The sequence below is a fragment of the Dactylosporangium sp. NPDC051541 genome, assembly GCF_044454505.1.
Taxonomy (GTDB): Bacteria; Actinomycetota; Actinomycetes; order Mycobacteriales; family Micromonosporaceae; genus Dactylosporangium.
The window spans coordinates 482,819-503,488 of sequence record NZ_JBITDU010000007.1; the positions used below are offsets into that span (position 1 = coordinate 482,819).

Annotated in this window: 21 protein-coding genes; 3 read left to right on the top strand and 18 right to left on the bottom strand. The window is 71.9% G+C overall.

Going from position 1 to position 20,670, the window contains the following annotated elements; all coding sequences use genetic code 11:
- Positions 1-6: 6 nt before the first annotated feature.
- From ACIA8L_RS31350 to ACIA8L_RS31380, 7 genes are all read right to left on the bottom strand, one after another.
- A complete protein-coding gene (locus ACIA8L_RS31350) occupies positions 7-663 on the bottom strand; it encodes a DUF6308 family protein (RefSeq protein ID WP_395910187.1) in 657 nt (218 codons plus the stop codon).
- Positions 664-889: 226 nt separating this feature from the next.
- Positions 890-1,366, bottom strand: a complete 477-nt coding sequence (locus ACIA8L_RS31355) for a hypothetical protein (RefSeq protein ID WP_395910188.1) — start codon at positions 1,364-1,366, stop codon at positions 890-892.
- On the bottom strand, positions 1,363-1,494 hold the full coding sequence (locus ACIA8L_RS31360; protein WP_395910189.1) for a hypothetical protein: 132 nt from the start codon (positions 1,492-1,494) through the stop codon (positions 1,363-1,365). The genes ACIA8L_RS31355 and ACIA8L_RS31360 overlap by 4 nt, the downstream gene beginning before the upstream one ends.
- Positions 1,495-1,568: 74 nt before the next feature.
- The gene (locus ACIA8L_RS31365) at positions 1,569-3,350 is read right to left on the bottom strand and encodes an FtsX-like permease family protein (protein ID WP_395910190.1); all 1,782 of its coding nucleotides are present in this window, start codon (positions 3,348-3,350) and stop codon (positions 1,569-1,571) included.
- Between the two features lies 1 nt (position 3,351).
- The gene (locus tag ACIA8L_RS31370; RefSeq protein ID WP_395910191.1) at positions 3,352-4,071 is read right to left on the bottom strand and encodes an ABC transporter ATP-binding protein; all 720 of its coding nucleotides are present in this window, start codon (positions 4,069-4,071) and stop codon (positions 3,352-3,354) included.
- Positions 4,056-4,562 carry a PadR family transcriptional regulator gene (locus ACIA8L_RS31375; protein WP_395910192.1) on the bottom strand — a complete coding sequence of 169 codons (507 nt, stop codon included), beginning with the start codon at positions 4,560-4,562 and terminating at the stop codon, positions 4,056-4,058. Before ACIA8L_RS31375 ends, ACIA8L_RS31370 begins: the two co-directional genes overlap by 16 nt.
- Before the next feature lie 32 nt (positions 4,563-4,594).
- Positions 4,595-5,368, bottom strand: coding sequence for an MOSC domain-containing protein (locus ACIA8L_RS31380; RefSeq protein ID WP_395910193.1), 774 nt, complete (start codon positions 5,366-5,368; stop codon positions 4,595-4,597).
- A 71-nt stretch (positions 5,369-5,439) separates the two neighbouring features.
- Between ACIA8L_RS31380 and ACIA8L_RS31385 the strand changes: the two genes are divergently transcribed.
- A complete protein-coding gene (locus tag ACIA8L_RS31385) occupies positions 5,440-6,255 on the top strand; it encodes an SMP-30/gluconolactonase/LRE family protein (RefSeq protein ID WP_395910194.1) in 816 nt (271 codons plus the stop codon).
- Positions 6,256-6,267: 12 nt separating this feature from the next.
- Here ACIA8L_RS31385 and ACIA8L_RS31390 read toward each other — a convergent pair whose 3' ends face one another.
- From ACIA8L_RS31390 to ACIA8L_RS31415, 6 genes are all read right to left on the bottom strand, one after another.
- Complete coding sequence (locus tag ACIA8L_RS31390; protein ID WP_395910195.1) at positions 6,268-6,843, bottom strand: hypothetical protein; 576 nt, start codon at positions 6,841-6,843, stop codon at positions 6,268-6,270.
- A gap of 39 nt (positions 6,844-6,882) precedes the next feature.
- A complete protein-coding gene (locus ACIA8L_RS31395; RefSeq protein ID WP_395910196.1) occupies positions 6,883-7,794 on the bottom strand; it encodes a hypothetical protein in 912 nt (303 codons plus the stop codon).
- 2 nt (positions 7,795-7,796) lie between these two features.
- On the bottom strand, positions 7,797-8,177 hold the full coding sequence (locus ACIA8L_RS31400; RefSeq protein WP_395910197.1) for a hypothetical protein: 381 nt from the start codon (positions 8,175-8,177) through the stop codon (positions 7,797-7,799).
- Positions 8,178-8,192: 15 nt separating this feature from the next.
- Positions 8,193-12,971 (bottom strand): CHAT domain-containing protein, encoded by a 4,779-nt coding sequence (locus ACIA8L_RS31405; RefSeq protein WP_395910198.1) that lies wholly within the window; start codon positions 12,969-12,971, stop codon positions 8,193-8,195.
- 162 nt (positions 12,972-13,133) lie between these two features.
- Positions 13,134-13,748, bottom strand: a complete 615-nt coding sequence (locus ACIA8L_RS31410) for an NUDIX domain-containing protein (protein WP_395910199.1) — start codon at positions 13,746-13,748, stop codon at positions 13,134-13,136.
- 12 nt (positions 13,749-13,760) lie between these two features.
- A complete protein-coding gene (locus ACIA8L_RS31415) occupies positions 13,761-14,072 on the bottom strand; it encodes a hypothetical protein (RefSeq protein WP_395910200.1) in 312 nt (103 codons plus the stop codon).
- Between the two features lie 103 nt (positions 14,073-14,175).
- On the opposite strand from ACIA8L_RS31415, the gene ACIA8L_RS31420 reads away from it, so the two are divergent.
- Positions 14,176-14,685 carry a hypothetical protein gene (locus tag ACIA8L_RS31420; protein ID WP_395910201.1) on the top strand — a complete coding sequence of 170 codons (510 nt, stop codon included), beginning with the start codon at positions 14,176-14,178 and terminating at the stop codon, positions 14,683-14,685.
- On the opposite strand, the gene ACIA8L_RS31425 is transcribed toward ACIA8L_RS31420, so the two are convergent.
- A complete protein-coding gene (locus ACIA8L_RS31425) occupies positions 14,670-15,152 on the bottom strand; it encodes an AAA family ATPase (protein ID WP_395910202.1) in 483 nt (160 codons plus the stop codon). The genes ACIA8L_RS31420 and ACIA8L_RS31425 overlap by 16 nt on opposite strands.
- A 163-nt stretch (positions 15,153-15,315) precedes the next feature.
- Here ACIA8L_RS31425 and ACIA8L_RS31430 point away from each other — a divergent pair, with 163 nt between their 5' ends.
- Positions 15,316-16,191 carry an exopolyphosphatase gene (locus ACIA8L_RS31430; RefSeq protein WP_395910203.1) on the top strand — a complete coding sequence of 292 codons (876 nt, stop codon included), beginning with the start codon at positions 15,316-15,318 and terminating at the stop codon, positions 16,189-16,191.
- Positions 16,192-16,196: 5 nt separating this feature from the next.
- Here ACIA8L_RS31430 and ACIA8L_RS31435 read toward each other — a convergent pair whose 3' ends face one another.
- Genes ACIA8L_RS31435 through ACIA8L_RS31450 form a run of 4 tightly spaced genes read right to left on the bottom strand, consistent with a single transcriptional unit; the run spans position 16,197 to position 20,576 of the window.
- A complete protein-coding gene (locus ACIA8L_RS31435; RefSeq protein WP_395910204.1) occupies positions 16,197-17,708 on the bottom strand; it encodes an alpha-N-arabinofuranosidase in 1,512 nt (503 codons plus the stop codon).
- Entirely contained in the window at positions 17,705-18,526 is an 822-nt protein-coding gene (locus tag ACIA8L_RS31440) for a carbohydrate ABC transporter permease (protein WP_395910205.1), read from the bottom strand. The genes ACIA8L_RS31435 and ACIA8L_RS31440 overlap by 4 nt, the downstream gene beginning before the upstream one ends.
- A complete protein-coding gene (locus ACIA8L_RS31445; protein WP_395910206.1) occupies positions 18,523-19,371 on the bottom strand; it encodes a carbohydrate ABC transporter permease in 849 nt (282 codons plus the stop codon). The genes ACIA8L_RS31440 and ACIA8L_RS31445 overlap by 4 nt, the downstream gene beginning before the upstream one ends.
- The gene (locus ACIA8L_RS31450; RefSeq protein WP_395910207.1) at positions 19,368-20,576 is read right to left on the bottom strand and encodes an ABC transporter substrate-binding protein; all 1,209 of its coding nucleotides are present in this window, start codon (positions 20,574-20,576) and stop codon (positions 19,368-19,370) included. Before ACIA8L_RS31450 ends, ACIA8L_RS31445 begins: the two co-directional genes overlap by 4 nt.
- Positions 20,577-20,670 lie beyond the last annotated feature (94 nt).

The window sequence follows — 20,670 nt, forward strand, 5'->3', positions numbered from 1 at the left end:
TGAGCTCTACGCCAGGACCGAATTGGGGCCGCCACGCCGCCAGTGCATCCACATCGTCGTGTCCAATATTCGCAGGATCGGCTGATCCGGTCGGAGAGCGGCGATGAGCGCACGCCGCCCGGGGTGCTGCAGGACTCGGCGGAAGGTGGTCCAGTACGTACCTGCTGCGCATTCCAGGCGATCCGCGACGACGCGGTCGACGATCGGGATGAGTTCCGGGCGTTTCCTGGCCAGCACTTTGCCGGCGATCGTAGGCCCGACACCTGCGGTTGTCTTCAGCAGGTTCCACAGGATGTCGGCCCTGACAAGGTCGAGGTCGGTGGCGTCCCACAATGGAACATCAGCTGGAATCATGGTCAGCAGCTCGGAGACCTGATCGGCGATCTGCCCGCCCGGGAGGAGAGCGCGGACCGCGACCGCACCTGGGGCGACCGTGAGAAGGGTGACGGCGAGAAGGTCGGCCGGGCTGATGCTTTGTGGATTGTTCGGGGCGAGGCTGAGAAACGTGTCGCCGGCAAACTGGGTGGCGGGGTCATAGAACATCCGCACCGCCGCCGGGGTCCGCTGATCGGCAAGTAGAGCATCGATGACCGCGGCGACCCGCTCAACCTGCTCGATAGACCCCTCGGTCAACATGGGGCGTGGTTCGCGATCCTCCAGCATCGCTGCATTGTCATGCGCGACTTGCCGGAACGACATGCCCGACCGGGTGCCTCATCACTCCGTCTGGCCGCAATTCCCCAGCACTTGACGCACTCAAGCGGTCCGCGCTTCCGGCGGGACGCAGTTCTACCTTGACCAACTGAACCGCCCTGCCGCCGGCCGACGGAGGGCGCGCTCACCCATCCACTTCGGCCTGGCTACGGCGATGCTCGGTAGGACCTGCCGATCAAGCCTGACGGACCGTCGCGGTCGGAGCGGTGAGTTTCGCGATGAGTTTGGCAGTGATGCGGGTGGAGGCTTCCGCGTGCGGTGTGGCCGCGATGGCGGCCTGGAGGGACTCCACAGCGTTCAGCAGGGCATCGCGGAGGTCCTTCAGGGGTACCTCGCCGGTCGCGAGTGAGATTACTGCGTGCTCGTCGCGGTCGCAGTTTGCCTCGATGTGGACGGTCGGCTCCGGTGCGTCGGTTCGGTGGTAGTACAGGAAATACGGTCCGTCGAAGAAGTACGAAAACGCGTCCGGCGCTCCGCGGCTGATGTCCTCATAGGCGGTCACGGCCGAGCTCAGCACCGACACCGGGAGGTCCGTCCAGCCCGCCTCAGGGAACGCTACGCCGTGTAGCGTGAACCACACGGCGCCGGTCGCGAGCCGGTCGGCGGTTGGCGGTGGCTTGACGTCGACGACGTGCCATACGGCGCGGCTCACCGGTCGGCCGGCTCGAAACGGCGGGGGAAGCTGACGCCGCCGCGTTCGTGTTGGCGCGGGGCCCGTGCGTCGGTGTGGTGGGGTGGGCGGCGCAGGAACAGGTCGAACCCGTACGAGGATACTTGCACGTCGACTTCACGAGGGGTCGGACCGCCGGCACCCATCGCCCCAGTATTCCGCCGCGCGGGCGGATTGCCCAGGGCTACGCCGGGGTGGACTCCAGGGTGTCGGCGACCGGGCGGCGGGCGGCCAGCAGGGCCGGTACTGCGGTCAGGGCGACGATCGCCAGTACCACCGCGAAAGCCGTCCCGAGCAGAGCGCTGACGGTGGCGTAGCGCCCGGTCCCCGACTCGTCGAAGAACTTGTACAAACCGATGCCGGCCGGGATGCCCGCGAGGACGCCGGGGATGGCGGGCAGCACCTGGGCCACCGCGAGGCCCGCGCCCGCCTGCAGTGGGGTGGCGCCGAGGGTCCGGGCGACCGCGAGTGGGTGGCGGGCGTCGAGTACGGCGCTCCACGTGCTCACGATCGTGTTGAACAGGGCCAGGACGCAGATCACGGCGGCCACCAGGAAGCCGGCGCGGACGGTGGCGGCGCCGCGCACGTCCGGCAGTTCGGCGCCGGCGCCCATGTCGACCTGGTGGGTGCCGGACTGGGCCAGCAGCATCAGGACCGCCGACAGTGCGAACATCGTCACGAACGCGTTCACGGTCACGAGGCGGGCACGGCGGGGGCGGCGGGCGTTGATGCGGACGCCGAGCAGCAGGGCGATCGGCAGGCGGCGGGACAGGGTGACCCGCCAGCGGCGGCGGCGCGGCGGGGCGGGAGCGGCGTCGGCCAGGGCGTGGGCGGTGCTCGTGGTGGTGGCCCGGAGCACGGGGATGACGGTCGCGGCGGCGGCGATGGCGACGGCCAGTTCGACGGCGGCGGTGAGGGCTTGCAGCGTCGGTGGCGCGGCACTGGCAGTACCCATGAGACCGGCATTGGGTTTGAACAACACCGGTGCCGTGAACCAGCCCGCGACCAGGCCGGCGGCGGCCGCGGTCAGGGCTATGACCAGGTATTCCGTCAGGTGCACGAGTGCGATCAGGACCGGGCCGGCGCCGAGGGCCTTGAGCACGCCGACCCGCCGGCGGCGCCCGATGATCCGGCCGGCGACGATGCCGAGGACGCCGGCGATGGACAGGGCGTTGAGCATCCAGCCGCCGAGTTTGAGGGTGAGCTGGGCGTCGCGGTTCTGCATCCGGTAGCGCTCTTCGAAGTTCTGCCAGCGCAGCATGTTCATGCCCGGGCCCCACTGATGGGTGTAGTCGCGGCTGGCGGCCGGGTCGTTGATGCGCACCTTCAGCGAGTAGGTCTGCGGGTCGTGGACCTCGCGGCGGTCGACCCAGATCAGGCCGGCGCTCTCGGTGGCGATGCCCTGGCCGGGGACGCGCCAGCCCGCCGACGGATACGCGGAGCGGGACGACGTGATCGCGGTGCCGGCGACCCGGAACGTGTGCCCTTCGACGGTGACCGCGTCGCCGACGTGCAGGCCGAGGGCGACGGCGAAGCCGTGCTCGACGACGGCGGTGCCGGGGCCGATCGTCCACGCGCCGCTGATGACGAGCGGCTGGTCGACCGCGGCCGGGGGCTGGTCGCGGCCCTCGACGACGGTGCGGACCGTCTTGCCGGTCGCGGTCATCGTCGAGTAGCGGATCGGGAACGGTCCACTGTGGGCGGTCGTGTCCGGGTTGTTCGCCACCCGCTCGAGGTCGGGCAGGACGGCGTCGCCGGTGCCGAGCGGTTCGGCGGTCGCGTCGGGGCCGTTGGTGGCGGCCCGGGTCTGCTGGTATGACGAGGCGGCGACGGCGTTGAGCGCGAAGCCGACGGTCAGCGTGGCGGTCGCGGCGCCGATGGCGACGACGAGCAGGATGGTCTCGATCCAGGTGCGGCGCAGGTCGCGCACGAGCAGCCGGCCGATGAGCAGGAGACGTCCGCGCACCTCAACGACGCCCATCATAGATGGTGCCGGCGAACTGGGCGCCCGCGCCGAGGACGCCGTCGCGCATGGCGATCATCCGGTCGGCGACGGCCGCGATGCGCATGTCGTGTGTGACGACGACGAGCGTCTGCCCGGCCGCGCGCAGCTCCTCGAACAGCCGCAGCACGTCCAATGTGGACTCGCTGTCGAGGTTGCCGGTCGGCTCGTCGGCCAGCACGACGAGCGGCTCGTTGGCGAGGGCCCGGGCGATCGCGACCCGCTGCCGCTGCCCGCCCGACAGCGCCGACGGCAGGTGCTTGGCCCGGTCGGCCAGCCCGACCCGGTCCAGCAGCTCCAGGGACCGGCGCCGGGCCCGCCCCGGCGACCGGCCGGCGAGCAGCGCCGCCAGCTCGACGTTCTCGACGGCGGTGAGCTCGTCCATGAGGTGGAAGGCCTGGAACACGAACCCGACCCGGTCCCGCCGCAGCCGGGCCAGGGCCCGCTCGCTCATCGTGTCGATGCGCTGCCCGGCCAGCCAGACCTCGCCCTCGTCGGGCTCCTGCAGGCCGCCGAGCAGGTGCAGGAGGGTCGACTTGCCACAGCCGCTGGGTCCGGTGATGGCCAGAGACTGCCCCGGGGGTACTTCCAGATCGACCGAATCCACCGCGAGTACCTGGCCCGCACCACGGCCGTACCGCTTGGTGAGCCGCCGCGTCGACAGCACCGTCATGTCCGTGCCCACACTCGCTCGCACTCCTCCAGCCACTGCAGGTCGGCCCGCAGCCGCAGCACCACGCCCTCGACGAGCAGACCGGCCACCGGGTCCAGGTCGCCCGCGAGCGCGGTCCGCTGGGCGTGGCGCAGCCGGCCGAGCACCTCGCGGCGCTGGGCCGCGACCAGGTCGAGGGGGTCGGCCATCCGGGCCGCCGCGGCCGTGACCAGCTTCAGGTGAAACTCCGTCAGGTCCGGTTTGGGCCAGCTCACTTCGGTGAGCCACTCGGTGACTCGTTGCTGGCCGTCGGGCGTCAGGCAGTACACCCGGCGCTCGGGTTTGTCGGGTAGTCCCGGCTCCAGTGCCACCAGGCCGGCCTTGGCCAGCCGGGTCAGCGTCACGTAGATCTGGCCGGCGTTCATCGCCTCGCCGACCGGCCCGAGCGCGACCTGGATGCGTTTGCGCAGCTCGTAGCCGTGCGCCGGCTCTTTGGCCAGCAGCGCGAGCACCACGTCCTGCACGCGGCATAGCTAACCGTTATCCGTGCGCCCTGTCAAACCGCGAGCCGGACCGGGTCGCCTACGCGCAGCGTGCCGGCGCGCGCGACCGAGCCGTAGGCGCCGACGCACGTGAACGGGCCCTGGTCCCACAGTGCGATCCGGTTCGCGCGCGCCGCCGCCCGCAGTACCCCCGGATCCTCTGGCAGGTCCTGACCCTGCGCCAGGGTCGGCACCGGGCAGCGCGGTGTCGGGTGCAGCACGTGGATCGCGGCGTCACCGACCGTCAGCGTCCGCCCGGACCAGGTGTTCTCGACGAACGGTTCGTCATCGTCCATGCGCACCACGAGGTTGGGCCGGAACCGGCGGGCGTCGGCCCGGCCCAGCGCCGCCAGGGTCGCGGTGGTGACGATGTGCACGGCCGCGAAATCGACGAACGTCTCCCCATCGGGCAGCTGGCTCATCGTCATCGCGCCCGCGCCGGGCTCGGTCTCGGGCGTCAGCCGCTCCATGGCCCCGCCGCCGGGCCGGGCGCCGGTCAGCCGCACCGTCCGCCCCACGATCCGCGAGAGTCCGTCGTCGGTGTCGACGGTCGCACCGTCCGGCCCGGTGATCACCACGGCGCCGTCCGGGCCGTGCCGGGCCGTCATCGTGAGCAGGCGGCGCCACTTGCGCGGGTTCTTCGCGCTGGCCACCAGGCCGGACTCGGCATCGACGAGCGCGTGGCGGCGGTCGCCGTCGAACCCCGCCGGGCCGAGGTAAGCCTGGGTGAGCTCCTCGCCGCACAGCGATTTCACCGGGTATCGGGCGAGCCATACGATTTCTCCCACCGCGAAAATCTACCCGCACGTGTCGATTCCCGGGGCCCGGTGTTCGTGTAGGGCGTGTGATGCTGCATGACGTGCGTACGCTGCTGGACGGCCGCGGCCTCCTGGAATCGCCCCGCTGGCATGACGGCCGGCTCTACTGCTCGGACTGGTCGGCCGGCGAGGTCCTCGCCGTGACCGCGGACGGCGCCGCCGAGGTGATCGCCCGGGTCGCCTCGCTGCCGCTGTGCATCGCCTGGCTGCCCGGCGACCGCCTCGTCATCGTCGACTCACCCCGGGGCCGGCTGCTGCGCCGGGAGCCCGACGGCACCCTGGCCACCCACATCGACCTGGGCCGGCCCGGCTGGAACGACATCGCCGCCGACGGCCGCGGCAACGTCTACATCAACGGGGCCGGCTTCGACCCGACGGCCGGCGAGGAGTTCGCTCCGGGCGCCATTGTTCAAGCCAGAGCCGATGGTTTGGTACGTCCAGTCGCCGACGACATCGCCTTCCCCAACGGCATGCAGGTGACGCCCGACGACCGTACCCTGATCGTGGCCGACTCCTACCGCCACCACCTCCTCGCGTTCGACATCGCCGCCGACGGCGCGCTGACGAACCGGCGCGTGTGGGCCGACCTCGGCACCGGCGTGCCCGACGGGATCTGCGTCGACGCCGAGGGCGCGGTCTGGTACGCCGACGTCCCCCACCGCCACTGCGTCCGCGTCGCCGAAGGCGGTGCCGTGCGCCAGACCGTGGAGCTGGACCGGGGCGCCTTCGCCTGCGCCCTCGGGGGTACCACGCTCTACATCACGGCCGCCAGGTGGCAAGGCATGACCGCGGCCGAAATGGTGGAGCCGGGCAGCGGCCAGGTCCTGGCCGTCGACGTGGCGGTGCCGGGCGTCTGAGCGGCGGCGGGGTCAGGAGGCGGACGGTGCCGCGGCCGCGGCCGGGACGATCCAGCTGGCCACGGCGCCGTGCGGGGTGTAGTCGACGGTCGCCGGGCGCCGGTCGGCCGGGGCCGAGAAGGTGATCCAGCCCCGCACGCAGCTGCCCGCGGGCAGCGAGCGGGAGGTGAACGGGTACTCCGGACGGGGGAACGCGTCGTTGTTGGCCTCCGCGGCCGCGGCCACCGAATTGTCCGCGTAGTGCAGGCCCCAGGTCTTCCAGTCGACGGTGACGTTCTGCTTCGCCCCGTCGAGCGTGCACACCTGCACGTCCGCGGAGGCCCAGGTGTAGCCGGCCGGGCCCGGGTTGGGGCCGCCGGTCACGCTGGGCAGGCGGAAGTCGTAGACGGTCGTGCTGACGGTGTCGAGCAGGCGGGTGGACTGACCGAACGCGACCGGCGGGCCCGCGGTGGGGCGCGCGACCGGCGACTTGGCCGGTGGCGTGGTTCGGTGCGCGGGCGGCTTGGAGGGGCGCTGCGGCCCGCCGCAGCCGGCGGCCGCGACCGCCACGACCAGGAGCGAGCACACGGCCAGAACACGTCGAGTCACCGGACCAGCGTAGTCAGGACCGGCAACGCCCGCGAACGCTCACGGGTGGAAGGTCGGCGTCGTGCCACTGAGGCCGCGGGCCAGGTAGGTGCTGAGGCGGCGGCCCTTGAGGCGTTCGTCGGCCGGATTCTCCGGGACCGGCCAGCGCAGCTTCGCGTAGAGCTCGCCGCGGTGCAGGTCGACGGTGGCCTGGACGAGGGCGCTGTAGCCCTCGGCCCGGGCCGGCAGCCAGACGAACCAGCACGCCGCGGCGACACCGAGGCCGATCGGCAGGGCCCACCACGACCACGGGGTGAAGGCGGCGAACAGCACACCCCAGAGGCCCGCGGCCGCCGCGGCGTTGACACCCGCCCGGGCGACGACCAGCTCGGCCCGCACCAGCTCCGGCAGCAGCAGCCACAGGTGCGGCCAGACGGTCACGACGTCCAAGCCGTAGCGGTCCACCGGATGGCTCTCCGCCGCCCGCAGGATGTTGCCGACCCGGGTGGGCAGGAAGCGGCCCGGGCCGGGCAGCAGGCGCTGCTCGTGCGTGATCCGGGTGTACCGCTGCCGCTGATCGGCGCTCGCCCCGCCGCCGGCGATCACCGGTGCGAGCGCGGCGAACTCGGTGCCGAGCGCGTCGAACCGGCGCGCGAAGCGCCGCGCGAGCCGGTCCCGCCACGGCCGCCACAGCGGGCCGTAGCCCTGGGCCAGGCGCAGGGCCGGTGCGACGGCCTGGTTGACCACCCACCCGGACGCGGCGACCGCCAGCAGCAGCGCGCCGACCCCGAGGAGCTGGGCCCCGACCGGCAGCGTGGCGACGGCGGCGAGGGGCCGGCGCAGCGCCCCGAACCAGCCCCGCCCGGCCGCCCAGACGGTGAGGCCGCCGAGCCAGAACACCAGGGCCGGCACCGCCACCGACAGCCACCGCTCGGCCAGCTTGCCACCGAGCGCGTCCCAGAACTTGTCCATCGCTACACGATCACCAGCGCGACGTCGTGGGTCGGGCACCGCGGCACCGCGTACACGACCGAGGGCCGGTACCAGACGTAGTCACCCTGCGGGCAGTCGAAGCGCTCAGCGTCGACCGTCTCGCCGTCGCCCAGCCCGAGATCGACGCCGCGCTCCTGGACGCCCTGCAGCGCCGGTGGCCGCAGCCGGGGGTCGCCGAGGGTGGCCGCGGCCCAGGTGAGCAGCGCCGGATCGGCCAGCAGCACCCGCTCCACGTCCTCGTCGGCGCGGCCGGCCAGGATCGCGGCCAGCCGCGCGTCGATCTGCGGTGCCCGGCCCGGGCCGACCAGGTCGGTGAGGTAGGGGCGGATCCGCCGGGCGATCTCGATCATCTCGTCGTCCATGACACCGTCTCCCGCTCACACGCCGACGTGGGTGAACGATGCCCAATGATAGGGGTGCGCGTACGGGCGGGCCGCCGCCCAGATGGCGTACGCCCGGGCGCCGTGCGGGGCCGGCAGGTCGGGGAAGCGGGCGTGGACGTCGCCGTTGCTGGCGTCGCGCAGCCACGCCTGGGCCCGGCCCAGCGCCACCCCCGGGCTGAGCCCCTCCTGCCGCCAGCCTTCGTAGAACCGGCGGATCAGCAGCATCGTCGCCCGGTCGGGGACCGCCCACAGCGACGCGACCACCCCGGCCACCCCGGCCTGCAGCAGCGCCCCGGGCAGGCCGACGACCTCGTCCGGCAGGTCGCGGCCCGGCACGGCGGTTTCGCAGGCCGACAGGACGGCGAGGCGGCGGGCGACGTGCGGCTCGGCCAGCAGCCGCCGCATGGTCAGCCGGGCCCCGCCGGCCAGGATCAGCGCGCTGTCCAGCGGTGCGGCCGGCTCGGCGACGCCGTGGCACGCGAAGTGCACGACGTCGTGGTCGCGCAGCGCGGCCAGGACGGCGCCGTCGTCCACGTCGGTCAGCACCGTGCCGGCCGCGAAGGCACCGCGGACGGCGGCGGTCTCGGCCGCGGTGTCGGGCAGGTCGGCCCCGGCCCGCACGACGAGCACCCGCTCCGCGGCGGCCGGGGCGGCGACGTGGCTCAGCACCCGGGCACTGGGCGCGAACGAGATCCGCAGGTCGTCCAGCGCGTATCGCCGGCCGCCGGCACCGTCCGGCCGCCACGCCGCGTGCAGCGGCAGGAAGCCCAGCCAGCCGGCCGCGACCAGCGTCGCCGGTCCGCCGCGCACGACGCCGACGACCGGCCCCATGACCGCGCCCCACAGCCAGCGGCAGGTGTCGTCGAGGGCGGCCGCCCAGCCGTCGCGGTCGCGGGCCCGGTCCGCGTAGGCGGCGAAGTGGTCCCGGACGCGCGCGTCGAGCCCGGCCCGGGTCAGCTCGGGCAGCTCGACGGTCTCGGCCCGGCCGCCGGTGACGACGACGGCGAGCCCGCCGCGGGGGCCGGCGGCCAGGTAGACCAGCGGCACCGCGGCCGCGGCCAGATCGGCCGCCTCCGGCAGGCGCAGGAACCCGGCGTGACCGGGCCGGCGGCGGATCTCGGCGGTGACGGCCCGCAGCTCGGTGTGTGCGGTGCGCAGCGCCGACTCGGCCAGCCCGTCGTCGGCCGGGGCGTGCCGCAGCGTGCGCAGCCGGTCCGCGGCCGCGGCGAAGCGGTCCCGCAGCGGCGCGAGGGCGCTGTCGGCGAAGCCGTCGAGCACGGCCCGGTCCCGCTGCAGGGTCTCGGCCAGCACCAGGGCCCGGCCCCGCTCCAGGGCCAGGGCGGCATCCATCGGCCGGCCGGTGCGGGCGGCGGCCTCGGCGGCGTCGGTGAACACCCGGTCCGCGGCGTGCAGCCAGACCGCGTAGTCGTCGCGCAGCACCTGGGTCTCGAGCAGGCGCTGCACCGCCTCGACACCGGCCGCGTAGGCCTCGGCCGCCGCCGCCCACTCGCCCCGGCCGGCCGCGTCGTCGCCCCAGGCCCGGGCCAGCGTCAGGGCGGCCTCGGGGCGGGTGTCCAGGTTGGTCCGGACCGCGTGCCGGTACAGCCGACCCGCCCGATCCAGATCGGCCCGATCGCCCCGCCGCCGGTGCCGTTCGGCGAGGGCGGCGGCGAGGTTGCCGGCCCGCCACGCGTAGCCGGGGGCGTCGGCCGCGCTCGCCCGCACCGCCCGCTCGAACGAGCCGATGGCCGCCTGGAGCGTGTCGATCGCCTTGTCGCCGTAGTACTGCTGCAGCTGGGCATTGCCGAGATTGTTGAGCCGGTTCGGGTACTCGGCCGCGTCCGCCGGAGTGGCGGCGAGCGCGGCTTCGTGCTGGGCCAGAGCATCGCGCAGGTCGGCCGCCGAGTCGGCGTCCCGGGCCCGGATGAGCAGGGCGTTGCCGAGCTGCGAGCGGTGCCGGGACCGCTCCGCCACCTGTGTCGCCGGCCACTCGGCGGCCCGCCGCAGCGCGTCAACCGCTCGGTCGAGGTCGTCGGGGGTGTGGAGGCGCAGGTAGCGGATCGTCCGGTCGACGCCGTAGTTGGCGAGGTAGGCCGACCAGCCCGGGCTGTCGTCCGGCGCGTCGATCAGCGCCGCGTTGATCGCGATGGCGCGGTCCAGGTCGTCGAGGCGCCCGGTGGCCTGATAGCGGGCGCTGAGGGCGACGGCGAGCGTGTTGCGGCCCTCCGGATTCGCCGCGTCCTCCTGCGCCAGGTGCCGCTCGGCGGTGGCCACGGCCCGGTCCACGTCGGCGCGGTCGCCGAACCGCTTGAACCGGCGGACCAGCGCGCCGGCCAGGGTGCTCCACTTGTCCAGCGACGGCTGCGGGTCGGCCTCGGCCCGCTCCAGCAGCGCCACGACCCGGTCGATGTCGTCCGCCCGGCCGCGGCTGTCGAAGCGGGCCAGCAGCGCCTCGGCGAGCCCGCGGGGCCAGGCGGCGGCCAGTGAGCCGTGCGGGTCGCCGTGGTTCGCGCCCGCCTCCATGAGCTCGACGGCGGTGTCGATGTCCCCGGCCGCGCCGGTCACCTTGTGCCGCTCGATGAGCCACGCGGCCCGGCTCAGCTCGACCGGCTCCGGCCGCGTGCGCCCGGGCCCGAACATCGGGGTGGCCTGCGCCGCGGCCCAGGCCCGGCCGGCCTCGTCCAGCGCCTCCGGACCGGCGCCCTCCAGCCCGGCGGTCAGCAGCATGGCCTCCATCAGCGGGTGGTAGACGCCCGGATCGGCGACCACCTCCGCGACGATCTCCTCGGTCGCGCCGAGCGTGCGCATGGTGTGCAGGGTCAGGTACAGCCCCTGCAGCTCGTTCTGCGCCTCGAGCTGCGCCTCGGCCTGCGCCTCGAGCTGTGCTTCGAGCTGTGCTTCGATCAGGGCGAAGAAGCCGTCGTGCAGGAGGACGTCGCGGTGGGCCCAGAACACCCGGGCGGCCGTGGCGCTGTCGGGGGCGTCCTCCACGAGCTGCAGGGCGTCGGACGCGCGGGCGTGGACGTCCAGGAGGTCGTCGACCTGCCCGGGCCCGACCTCCTCGTCGAAGGTCCGGTCGATGCCGATCTCCCGGCACCGCCGCAGGACCTGCCGCACCTCCTCCACGCTGCCCGGCAGGTCTTCCTCGACGGCCAGCCGCACCGCGAGCACCAGGTCCGTCTCGTCGCTGAGCAGCCGCGGGTCGGCGTGGATCGCGGCCCGCAGCTCCGGCGCCGTGCCGCTGGCCGCGATGAGGACGGCGAGGAACAGCTCCCCGCCTTCGTCCCCGGTCGCGAAGAGGACCGCCTCGGCCCCGAACTCCCGGCCGGCCCGCAGGATTCGCAGCCCCTGCCGGATGCGCAGGGCCACGTTGTCGCCGTCCCCCTCGGCGACCGCCCGCAGCCCGTCGTCGGCGAGCAGTTCGTCCCCGAGCAGCTGCGGGTATCGCTGCAGCACCGCCGCCGCCCGCCCGTCGTTGTAGGCGTCGGCGAACGTGTTGACCAGCGCGAAGGGCCGCAGCACGGCCAACGCCCGGAGCTTCTCGGCCACCTTGCCCCGCAGCGATGCGGCGTCGGCGCCGGCTCGTGCGGCCAGGTCGGGCAATGAGCGCAGCAGGCCGGCCGCGAGCTCGAGCAGCTCCGGATCGAGCGTCATGTCGACGAGGGCCGACGCGTGGTTGGCGAGCGTGCCCCGGATGTCGAGCACCAGCCGGGCCGGCAGTGCGTCCCAGTCCTCGCCCGCCGCGACGGCGTCCGCGACGGCCGCCCCGGCCGCACGTGCCTCGGCGACGGCCGCCGGGTCGGTCGCGTCGACGGCCAGCCGCCCCCGGACACTCTCCATCCGCAGCACGAGCAGCCGCAGCGACACCGGCACGCTGTCGTCTTCGCCGAGCGACAGCGTGTCGGCGACGGCCGCGGCGACGCCGGCCTCCGCGGCCCGGCGCAGCAGCCGCAGATACTGCGGCCCCTCAGGGAGCTCCGGCGGCTGCTCGAAGAAGTCGATCAGGGCCGGAATGAGGTCGAGGTGCCCTTCGAGGACTTCGAGGGTGTGATACCAGTCCGGCGCTGCGACGAGCCGCTGCGCGACCCACACGGCCCGCTCCTCGACGCCGGCCCCGTCGATCCGCGCGATGCCCTCCGCGGCCGCGTCCCGGGCGTGCGGCTCCGGCAACTCGGCCGCGAGCACGTACGCGGCCCGGGCCCCGTCGGCGTCCCCGCCGGCCAGCAGCGCCCCCGCCTGGTTGAGCCGCCCCATCCACGAGTACGGCGCCACCCCGAGCGCCGCCGCCTCGGCGTAGGCCGCGGCCCCCTCCGTGACCCGGTCCGAGGCCAGCCGGATCGCCCCGAGCCGAAACCAGGCCCGAGCCAGCGCAGCCGCGTCCCCGGCGGTGGCGACGACGTGCTCGTAGACGACCTCGGCGTTCGCGTAGTCCCCCTGCTCCGCGAGTGCCTCCCCGAGCCGAACCGCGGCGTGCGCCGCCACCGGCTCGGCGCCCCGCTCGATCACCGCGGTGAGGACCTCCCGGGCCGCCCGCTGGTCGAACTTGCTGAGGTACGCGGCGTACTGCAACGGGATGAAGGTCGCGTAGGGATCGGGATGGCCGGCGGTGAGCTCCTCGAACGCCACCCGCGCGGCCGTCACGGCCTCCCGCCGGTCGCGCGCCGCCGGCACGAAGCCCGGAATCCCGTCCGGGACGGTTGCCGCGCGGAACAGCCCGATGAGCGCGTTCACCAGCGCCGGGGCCGACGCCCCAGCCGATCGACGGAAGCGCATCGCTGGCCCCTCGCGTTAGCCGAGCGTGTCGAGTCGGTCACGATAGTAGCGCAGCACTGTCGCGCGAGGCGTTTCCCGTTGACCGGCGATCACCATGCCGCCGAGGATCTCGGCGAGCTGGTCGTGTGGAGCAGGGTCGGAGATGAGGCGACGATCTCCCGGTCACTCGTCCGGGCTGTTGCTGGGTCGGTCGGGAGCGGTTCGCCGGTGCGGTGCGTCGAGTGGGCGGCCGTGGTCGAAGGTGGCCAGGAAGCGGAAGAGGTGGGGGTCGAAGTGGTTCGGGTCGGCGGCGGTCAGTTCGTGGCGGGTCCACCAGCGTACGGCGTGGAATTCGTCGGTGTCGGGGTGTAGGTGCTCGTTGCCGGTGCTGGTCAGGACGTACCAGAGGCTGACGTCGGTGTGGCGGTCCGGCCCGAGGGTGGGGGTGATGGTCACGAGGATCGGCGACGGTGACAGGCCCGTGTCGCCCAGACCGAGCTCTTCGTGGATCTCGCGCCGTGCGGTCAGTGCCGGGTCCTCGTCGACCTCGACGTGACCGCCCGGCGGGAGCCACCGCCCGGCGTTGATGTGCTCGACGAGCAGGACCCGGCCGTCCGCGGCGACCGGGACCACGTAGGACACCAGGTGCTGCGGCGGGGACGCCGGTTTGACCCGGCGGAACACGTCGTCCGTGCTCGCCAGCCAGGCCAGCGCGGACGCGCGATGCTCGGCGCCGAGCTCGTCGTGCGGGGCCAGCCGGGACACGAGGTCGTGGACGACCGCGACGGACTCACGCATCCGGGCATGCTGTCACGAGCACCGCGACACCCCGGGACCGGCCCGACTGCCAGCGCGGCGCCGGGCCCGCCGGGGCCGTGGCAGCAGCGCCACCCCCACCACCACCCCGCCCAATGCCCAGGCCGCGCGGCCGACCAACCGCGACCACTGCGCCGCCACCGGCGGGGGGACGCTCGACTCCACGGTCGCGCCGGCCAGGCGATCCCGCAGCGTGCCGGCCAGGTACGCCCCGGCGGCGGGCCACCCGCGGTAGGCCAGCCACCCGAACACGCTCAACGATCCGGCCATCACCACAACGGCCACCGCGAACCGCACACGACGCATAGCCGGGACGGCGTGCCATCGCGTTCCGCAAGACGGCACGAATCCGGGAATCGCCCGGGTGGCTACGGTTCGTAGTGTGGCGGTATCGACAAGGAGGCCTGCCATGACGGACTACGACTTCACCTCCGACCACCTGGACGACCCGTACCACGCGCACACCTTCGAGACGCATCCCGGCGCCAGTGACCACATCGACGAGCAGTACACGCCGCACCACTACGGCCCCGAGGTCCACGAGCAGGACATCAACCACGACGGGCGCGTCGACGTGGTCAGCGCGGACACCGACGGCGACGGCAAGGACGACGCCTGGCAGTACGACCTGGACAACGACGGCAAGATGGACATGACCGGGTACGACACCAACCACGACGGCTCCATCGACCAGAAGGAGTACGACCACAACGAGGACGGCCGCATCGACGAGGTGCGCCTCGACGCCGACCACGACGGTCACCCGGAGCTGCGCCAGACCGACACGAACAACGACGGCCGGCTCGACACGATGGACCGCGACAGCAACGACGACGGCCAGTACGACCAGCACGACCGGATCGACACCGCCAAGACCATGCCGCACTGGGGCCCGAACGCCACCTACGGCAGCGTCTGAGCCGCTCGTCCGGGCCCGGTCGCGATGGCGATCAAGGCGGCTACGACCTCGGGCAAGGGGCGGCTCGCGTCCAGCTCGTGCGTGCAGGTCGCCCGCAGCCGGGGCTCCACGTGGGCCAGGTCGTCCAGGATTATCGCGCGTTCGGCGGCGCTCTTGCCGTAGTTGTTCGTCGTCCTCGTCGCCACGCGGTCGAGGATCACGGCGGCGGGGGCGCTCAGGAGCACGACCGCGTCGAAGCGGGGATAGAACTTCGACTGGTTTCGCACGCAGCCCTGCACGAACAGTGTGCGGTCGTCCCCGGTGGCCAGCAGGGCGTCCATGCGGTCCTCGGACCAGAGGCGCTCACCCTCGCGGTCCTCGTGCCAGCCGGGGTCGTCGGTGTCCACGACGCGGTAGCCGAGCCGGGCCAGGGACAGCAGCGCTGTCGACTTGCCCGTGCCGGACATGCCGGTGATCAGAATCCTCATGGCACCGACCAGTGGACCAGGCCGGGGTTCGCCTCAGGTTTGGGGGTGGGTGGTCGATCGGGGGGTGGGAACCGAGGCAGGGGAGAGGCCGTTGAAGTATCGACTTGTGACGCGCAGTGACTTCGACGGGCTCGTGTGTGCCACGCTGCTGAAGCATCTTGACATGATTGACGAGATCGTTTTCGTGCATCCGAAGGACATGCAGGACGGCAAGGTCACGATCACCGAAAACGACATCATCACCAATTTGCCCTACGTTCCCGGGGCGCACATGGTGTTTGACCACCATCATTCGGAGACGGTCCGCGTCGGGCCCCAGGCCAATCACATCATCGACGCCTCGGCGCCGTCGGCGGCGCGCGTCATCTACAACGAGTTCGGCGGGGCGGAGTTCTTCACCGATGTGCCCCTGGAGCTCATGGAAGCGGTCGACAAGGCCGATTCGGCGCAGTACACCATCGAAGAAATCCTCGACCCGACCGGCTGGACGCTGCTGAATTTTCTGATGGACAGCCGGACCGGGCTGGGGCGGTTCCGGCACTTCACGACCTCCAACTTCGACCTGATGATGAAGCTCATCCACGCCTGCCACCAGCTGGAAAGTGTCGACGAGATCCTGGCGATGCGGGACGTGCGGGAGCGCGCCGAGCTGTTCCACGCCCACACCGAGCCGTTCATCGACCAGCTGCGCCGGGTCAGCACCGTCCACGACGACGTCGTCGTGGTGGACCTGCGCGGCGAGGACGTCATCTACGCCGGCAACCGGTTCATGGTCTACGCGCTGTTCCCGGAGGTGCGGGTGTCGATCCACGCCATCTGGGGCCGGGACAAGCAGAACACGGTGTTCGCGGTCGGCAAGTCCATCGTCGACCGCAGCTCACCGGCGGACGTCGGCTCGATCATGCTCGAGTACGGCGGGGGCGGGCATCAGGCCGCCGGGACCTGCCAGGTCGACAACGACGACGCCGGGCGGGTCCTGGGCGAGCTGATCCAGGCGCTGACCCGGCCGCGGGTGGCGGCCGGGCACCAGGCACGTTAGGCACGTCAGCCGGAGAAGCGGGCGGCGGTCCAGGACACCGGGGGGAGCACGAGCGTGGCGACGTCGCCGTCGACGGTGACGGCGTTGGCGGCGCGGAGCGTGACGCGGTCGGGGTCGGCGGCGGTGTTCACCGCTCGCAGGTCGTCGTCGGCGAGGGTCCACGTCCCGGCCGGCCGCACCGTGTCCCCGAACGCGCGCAGGTCGACGGCGAGCTCGACCGAGCGGGTCTGGTCCCGGTTGACGGCGAACAGGACCAGGTCGCCGGTGGCCGGGTCGTGGGTGGCGACGGCGTCGACGGTCGCCGCCGTCCCGTACCGGTCGGTCTCGTAGGAGGGCCCGTCGACCGCGGTCCGCAGCACGTCCCCGCGGGCGAGGGCGGCGGTCCGGGCGAACGGGTGGAAGATCGTCTGCCGCCAGGCCGGCCCGCCCGGCTCGGTGCGGATCGGGGCGATGACGTTGACCAGCTGGGCCTGGCAGGCGGCGGTGACCCGGTCGCTGTGCCGGAGCAGGGCGATGAGCAGGTTGCCGACCACGACGGCGTCGGCGACATTGTACTCGTCCTCGATCACCGGCGGCGCGACCCGCCACTCCGTCGGCGGCGGGCCGCCCTGGAAGCGGGAGAGGTACCAGACGTTCCACTCGTCGAACGACAGCTGGATCTTCTTGCGGCTGCGCAGCCGGGCCCCGACACTGTCCGCGGTGGCCACGACACTGTCGATGAAATGGTCCATGTCGTTGGCACAAGCCAAGAACGAGCCCAGATCGCCGTGGTACTCCTCGTAGTACGCGTGGCACGAGACGTAATCGACGAGGTCGTAGGTCTCCTCGAGGACGGTCGCCTCCCAGGAGCCGAACGTCGGCATCGTCGAGCTGGAGCTGCCGCACGCCACCAGTTCAAGCCCGGGCTCGGCCATCCGCAGCGCGCGGGCCGTGGCCGCGGCGAGCCGGCCGTATTCGCGGGCGTTCTTGTGCCCGAGCTGCCACGACCCGTCGAGCTCGTTGCCGAGGCACCACATCGAGATCCCGTACGGCTTCTCGGACCCGTTGGCCCGCCGCCGGTCCGACAGCGCCGTCCCGGCCGGCTGGTTGCAGTACTCGTGCACGTCCAGAGCCTCCTGGACGCCGCGGGTCCCCAGGTTCACCGCGTACATGATCTCGACGTCGGCCTTCGCGGCCCACTTCGCGAACTCGTCGATGCCGACCTCGTTGGGCTCGATGCTGTGCCAGGCCAGGTCCCGCCGCCGGGGCCGAAGTTCACGCGGCCCGATGCCGTCCTCCCACCGGTACCCGGAGACGAAATTGCCGCCCGGGTATCGCACGGTGGTGACGCCGAGCTCGCGGGTCAGCGCGAGCACGTCGGCCCGGAAGCCGTCCTCGTCGGCGCGGGGGTGCCCGGGCTCGTAGATGCCGGTGTAGACGCAGCGGCCCATGTGCTCGACGAAGGTGCCGAAGAGCCGGCGGTTGACGGGAGCAACGACGGCCGCGGGGTCCAGCACGATGCGCGCGGTCAGGTTCATTTGAGTGCTCCGATGGTCAGGCCGCCGCGCCAGTACCGTTGCAGCAGCAGGAACGCCGCGATGAGCGGCAGGATCGCCACCAGCGAGCCGACGACGATCACGTTGAACAAGGCCGGTCCGCCGTTACCGATGATCGCCGACTGATACCAGGTGCGCAGGCCGACCGTCAACGGGTAGAGGTTCTGGTCGCTGAGCATGACGAGGGGCAGGAAGAAGTTGTTCCAGCTCGCGACCATGGTGAACAGCAGCACCGTGACCAGCGCCGGGCGCATCGCCGGCAGCGCGATGCTGCGAAACACGCGCAGCTCCCCGGCGCCGTCGATGCGGGCGGCCTCGAGCATCTCGTCGGGGACGGAGTCGTGGGCGTAGACCCTCAGGAGGTACACCCCGAATGGATTGAGCAGTGACGGCAGGATGACGGCCCAGATCGTGTCGATCAGCCCGGCCTGGGACATGAGCAGGTAGGTCGGCAGCACCAGGGCGGTCCCCGGCACCATGATGAGGCCGAGCAGCAGCCCGAACAGCGCATTGCGGCCCGGGAACGGCAGCTTCGCGAACGCGTAACCGGCCAGCGCGGCGATGACCGTCGCGCCGGCACCGCAGACCACCGCGTAGAGCGCCGAATTGCCGAGCCAGCGCAGGTAGATGCCGTCGTCCTGGGTGAACAGCAGCCGCAGATTGTCCACGAGATGGACGTCGGAGAACCACAGCGGTTCGGATCCGAACAGCCCGTCGTTGTCCTTGGTCGCCGCCACGATCAGCCACCAGAACGGCAGCAGGAAATAGACGGTGAGCAGCGCCATGACCGCCCGTCTCATTGCAGCGCGCTCCTTCTGCGGGTCAGGAACAGAAACAGGTAGGAGCCCACGAACACCACGGCGCCGAGCAGGAACGAGATCGCCGCCGAATAGTTGTATTGCTGATAGGAGAAGGCCTGGTTGTACGCGTACACGTTCGGCGTGTAACTGTTGGTGATGGCGCCCGGGTTGAGCGGCTGCAGGATCAGCGGCTCCGTGAAGAACTGCAGCGTGCCGACGATGGTGAAGACCGTGCACAGCACCAGGGCAGCGGAGATCATCGGCGTCTTGATCCGCAGCGCGATCTGCACCGCGGAGGCCCCGTCGATGCGGGCCGACTCGTATACCTCGCGCGGGATGCCCTGCAGCGCGGCATACAGGACGATCATGTTGTAGCCGGCCCACTGCCAGGTGACGAGGTTGCCCAGCGACGAAAGGACGGTGCCGCTGCTGAGGAACTCCACGCCGGTGAACCGGAACGGGCCCGTATTGGGGGAGTACAGGAAGCCCCACATCAGCGTGCCGATGACGACCGGCACGGCGTAGGGCACGAACGCGGCCAGCCGCAGCGCGCGGGCCAGCCGCGAACCGGCCGCGTCGACGAGCAGGGCCAGGATGAGCGCGAGACCGATCATCACCGGGGTCTGCACGAGGCCGAAGAGCAGCACCCGCAGTACCCCCGAACGAAACTCCGGATCGTCGAACGCCTGGCGGTAGTTCGCGAACCCGGCGAAGACCTCGCCCTCGATCAGGGTCGAGCGGTAAAGGCTGAGCTTGAGGGCGTACGCCATCGGCAGCAGGAGGAACACCACCAGCAGCACGACGAAGGGCGCCACAAAAGCCCAGCCGGTTACTGCACGTCTCACTGGCTGACCTTGAACCCTTGGCTGGTGGCGTACTGCGTCACGTTCGTCTGCACCGTGTTGAGGGCGTCGGGCCAGGACGCCTTCTTCTCCACCGCCTGGCCGACCGCGGTCGTGAGCTGGCTGAAGTTGTAGCTGTTGAACGGGCTCCAGCCGAACTCCTTGATCCCGTTGTAGGCCGGGACGAACACCTGGTTGACCTGCTGGCCGCCGAAGAAGTCGTACTGCTTCGTCTGGAAGTAGTCCCACTGCAGGATCGGCGTGGCCGTCGGGAACAGGAACGCCTCGTCGATGCCGATCTTCCAGGCGTCCTTGTTGGACCCGAAGATCTCCATCGCGACCTTCGTGGCCTGCTGCGGATGCTTCGTCTGGTCGGTCACCGCGAACGAGGAGCCGCCCCAGTCGCCCTGCGCGTCGGCGCCGGCCGTCCACTGCGGCAGCGGCGCCGCCTTCCACTTGCCCGCGGTCGTCTTCGCCACGCTGGCCAGGTAGCCGGGCCCCCAGCCGGCCGCGATGTAGGTCGCGTACTTGGCGCTGCCCAGGCCGTTGTAGAAGTCCGTCGTCGCGAACGCGGTCGTGTCGGCCAGGCCGCCGTCGACCATGTCCTCCCAGTAGGACATGACCTGCTTGGCCGGGGCGCTGTTAACGCTCACATTGATGGCCTGCGGATTTGTGATGTCGTACTTGTACGGCTGGGCCCCGGCCTGCCACATCAGCCCGGTCATGAAGCCGCCGTCGTTGGCCCCGAAGTCGGTCATGAACTTGTCCGGCGCGGCGGCCTTGAGCTTCTGGCCCTGCTCCTTGAACTCGGCCCAGGTCTTGGGCACCGTGAGCTGGTACTGGTCGAAGACGTCGGTGCGGTACAGCAGCGCCATCGGCCCGGCGTCGACCGGGATCGAGTAGACCGCCGAGCCGTTGCTGACCTGCTTCCAGGCCCAGTCGACGTAGTTGCCCTTGATGTCGTTGGCGCCATACTTGCTCAGGTCGACGAGGTGCTTGGTGAGCTGAAACGTCGGCATCTCCTGAAACTCGAGCATGACGACGTCCGGCGCGCCTTTGCCGGCCTTCAAAGCGGTTTGCAGCTTGGTGTACTGGTCCTGCCCCGTCCCCGCATTCGTCCACTCGATCTTGATGTCGCTGTGGGTGCGGTTGAACAGGTCCACGACGGGCTGGAAGGCCGGGTACCACGCCCACACCTTGATCGTCACCGGCCCGCTCTCGTTCTCACTCGCTGTCGACGAGCAGCCGGTCAGGAGCAGGGCGGCAACGGTCGCGATGGCGGTTAGACTTTTTCTTCTGGCT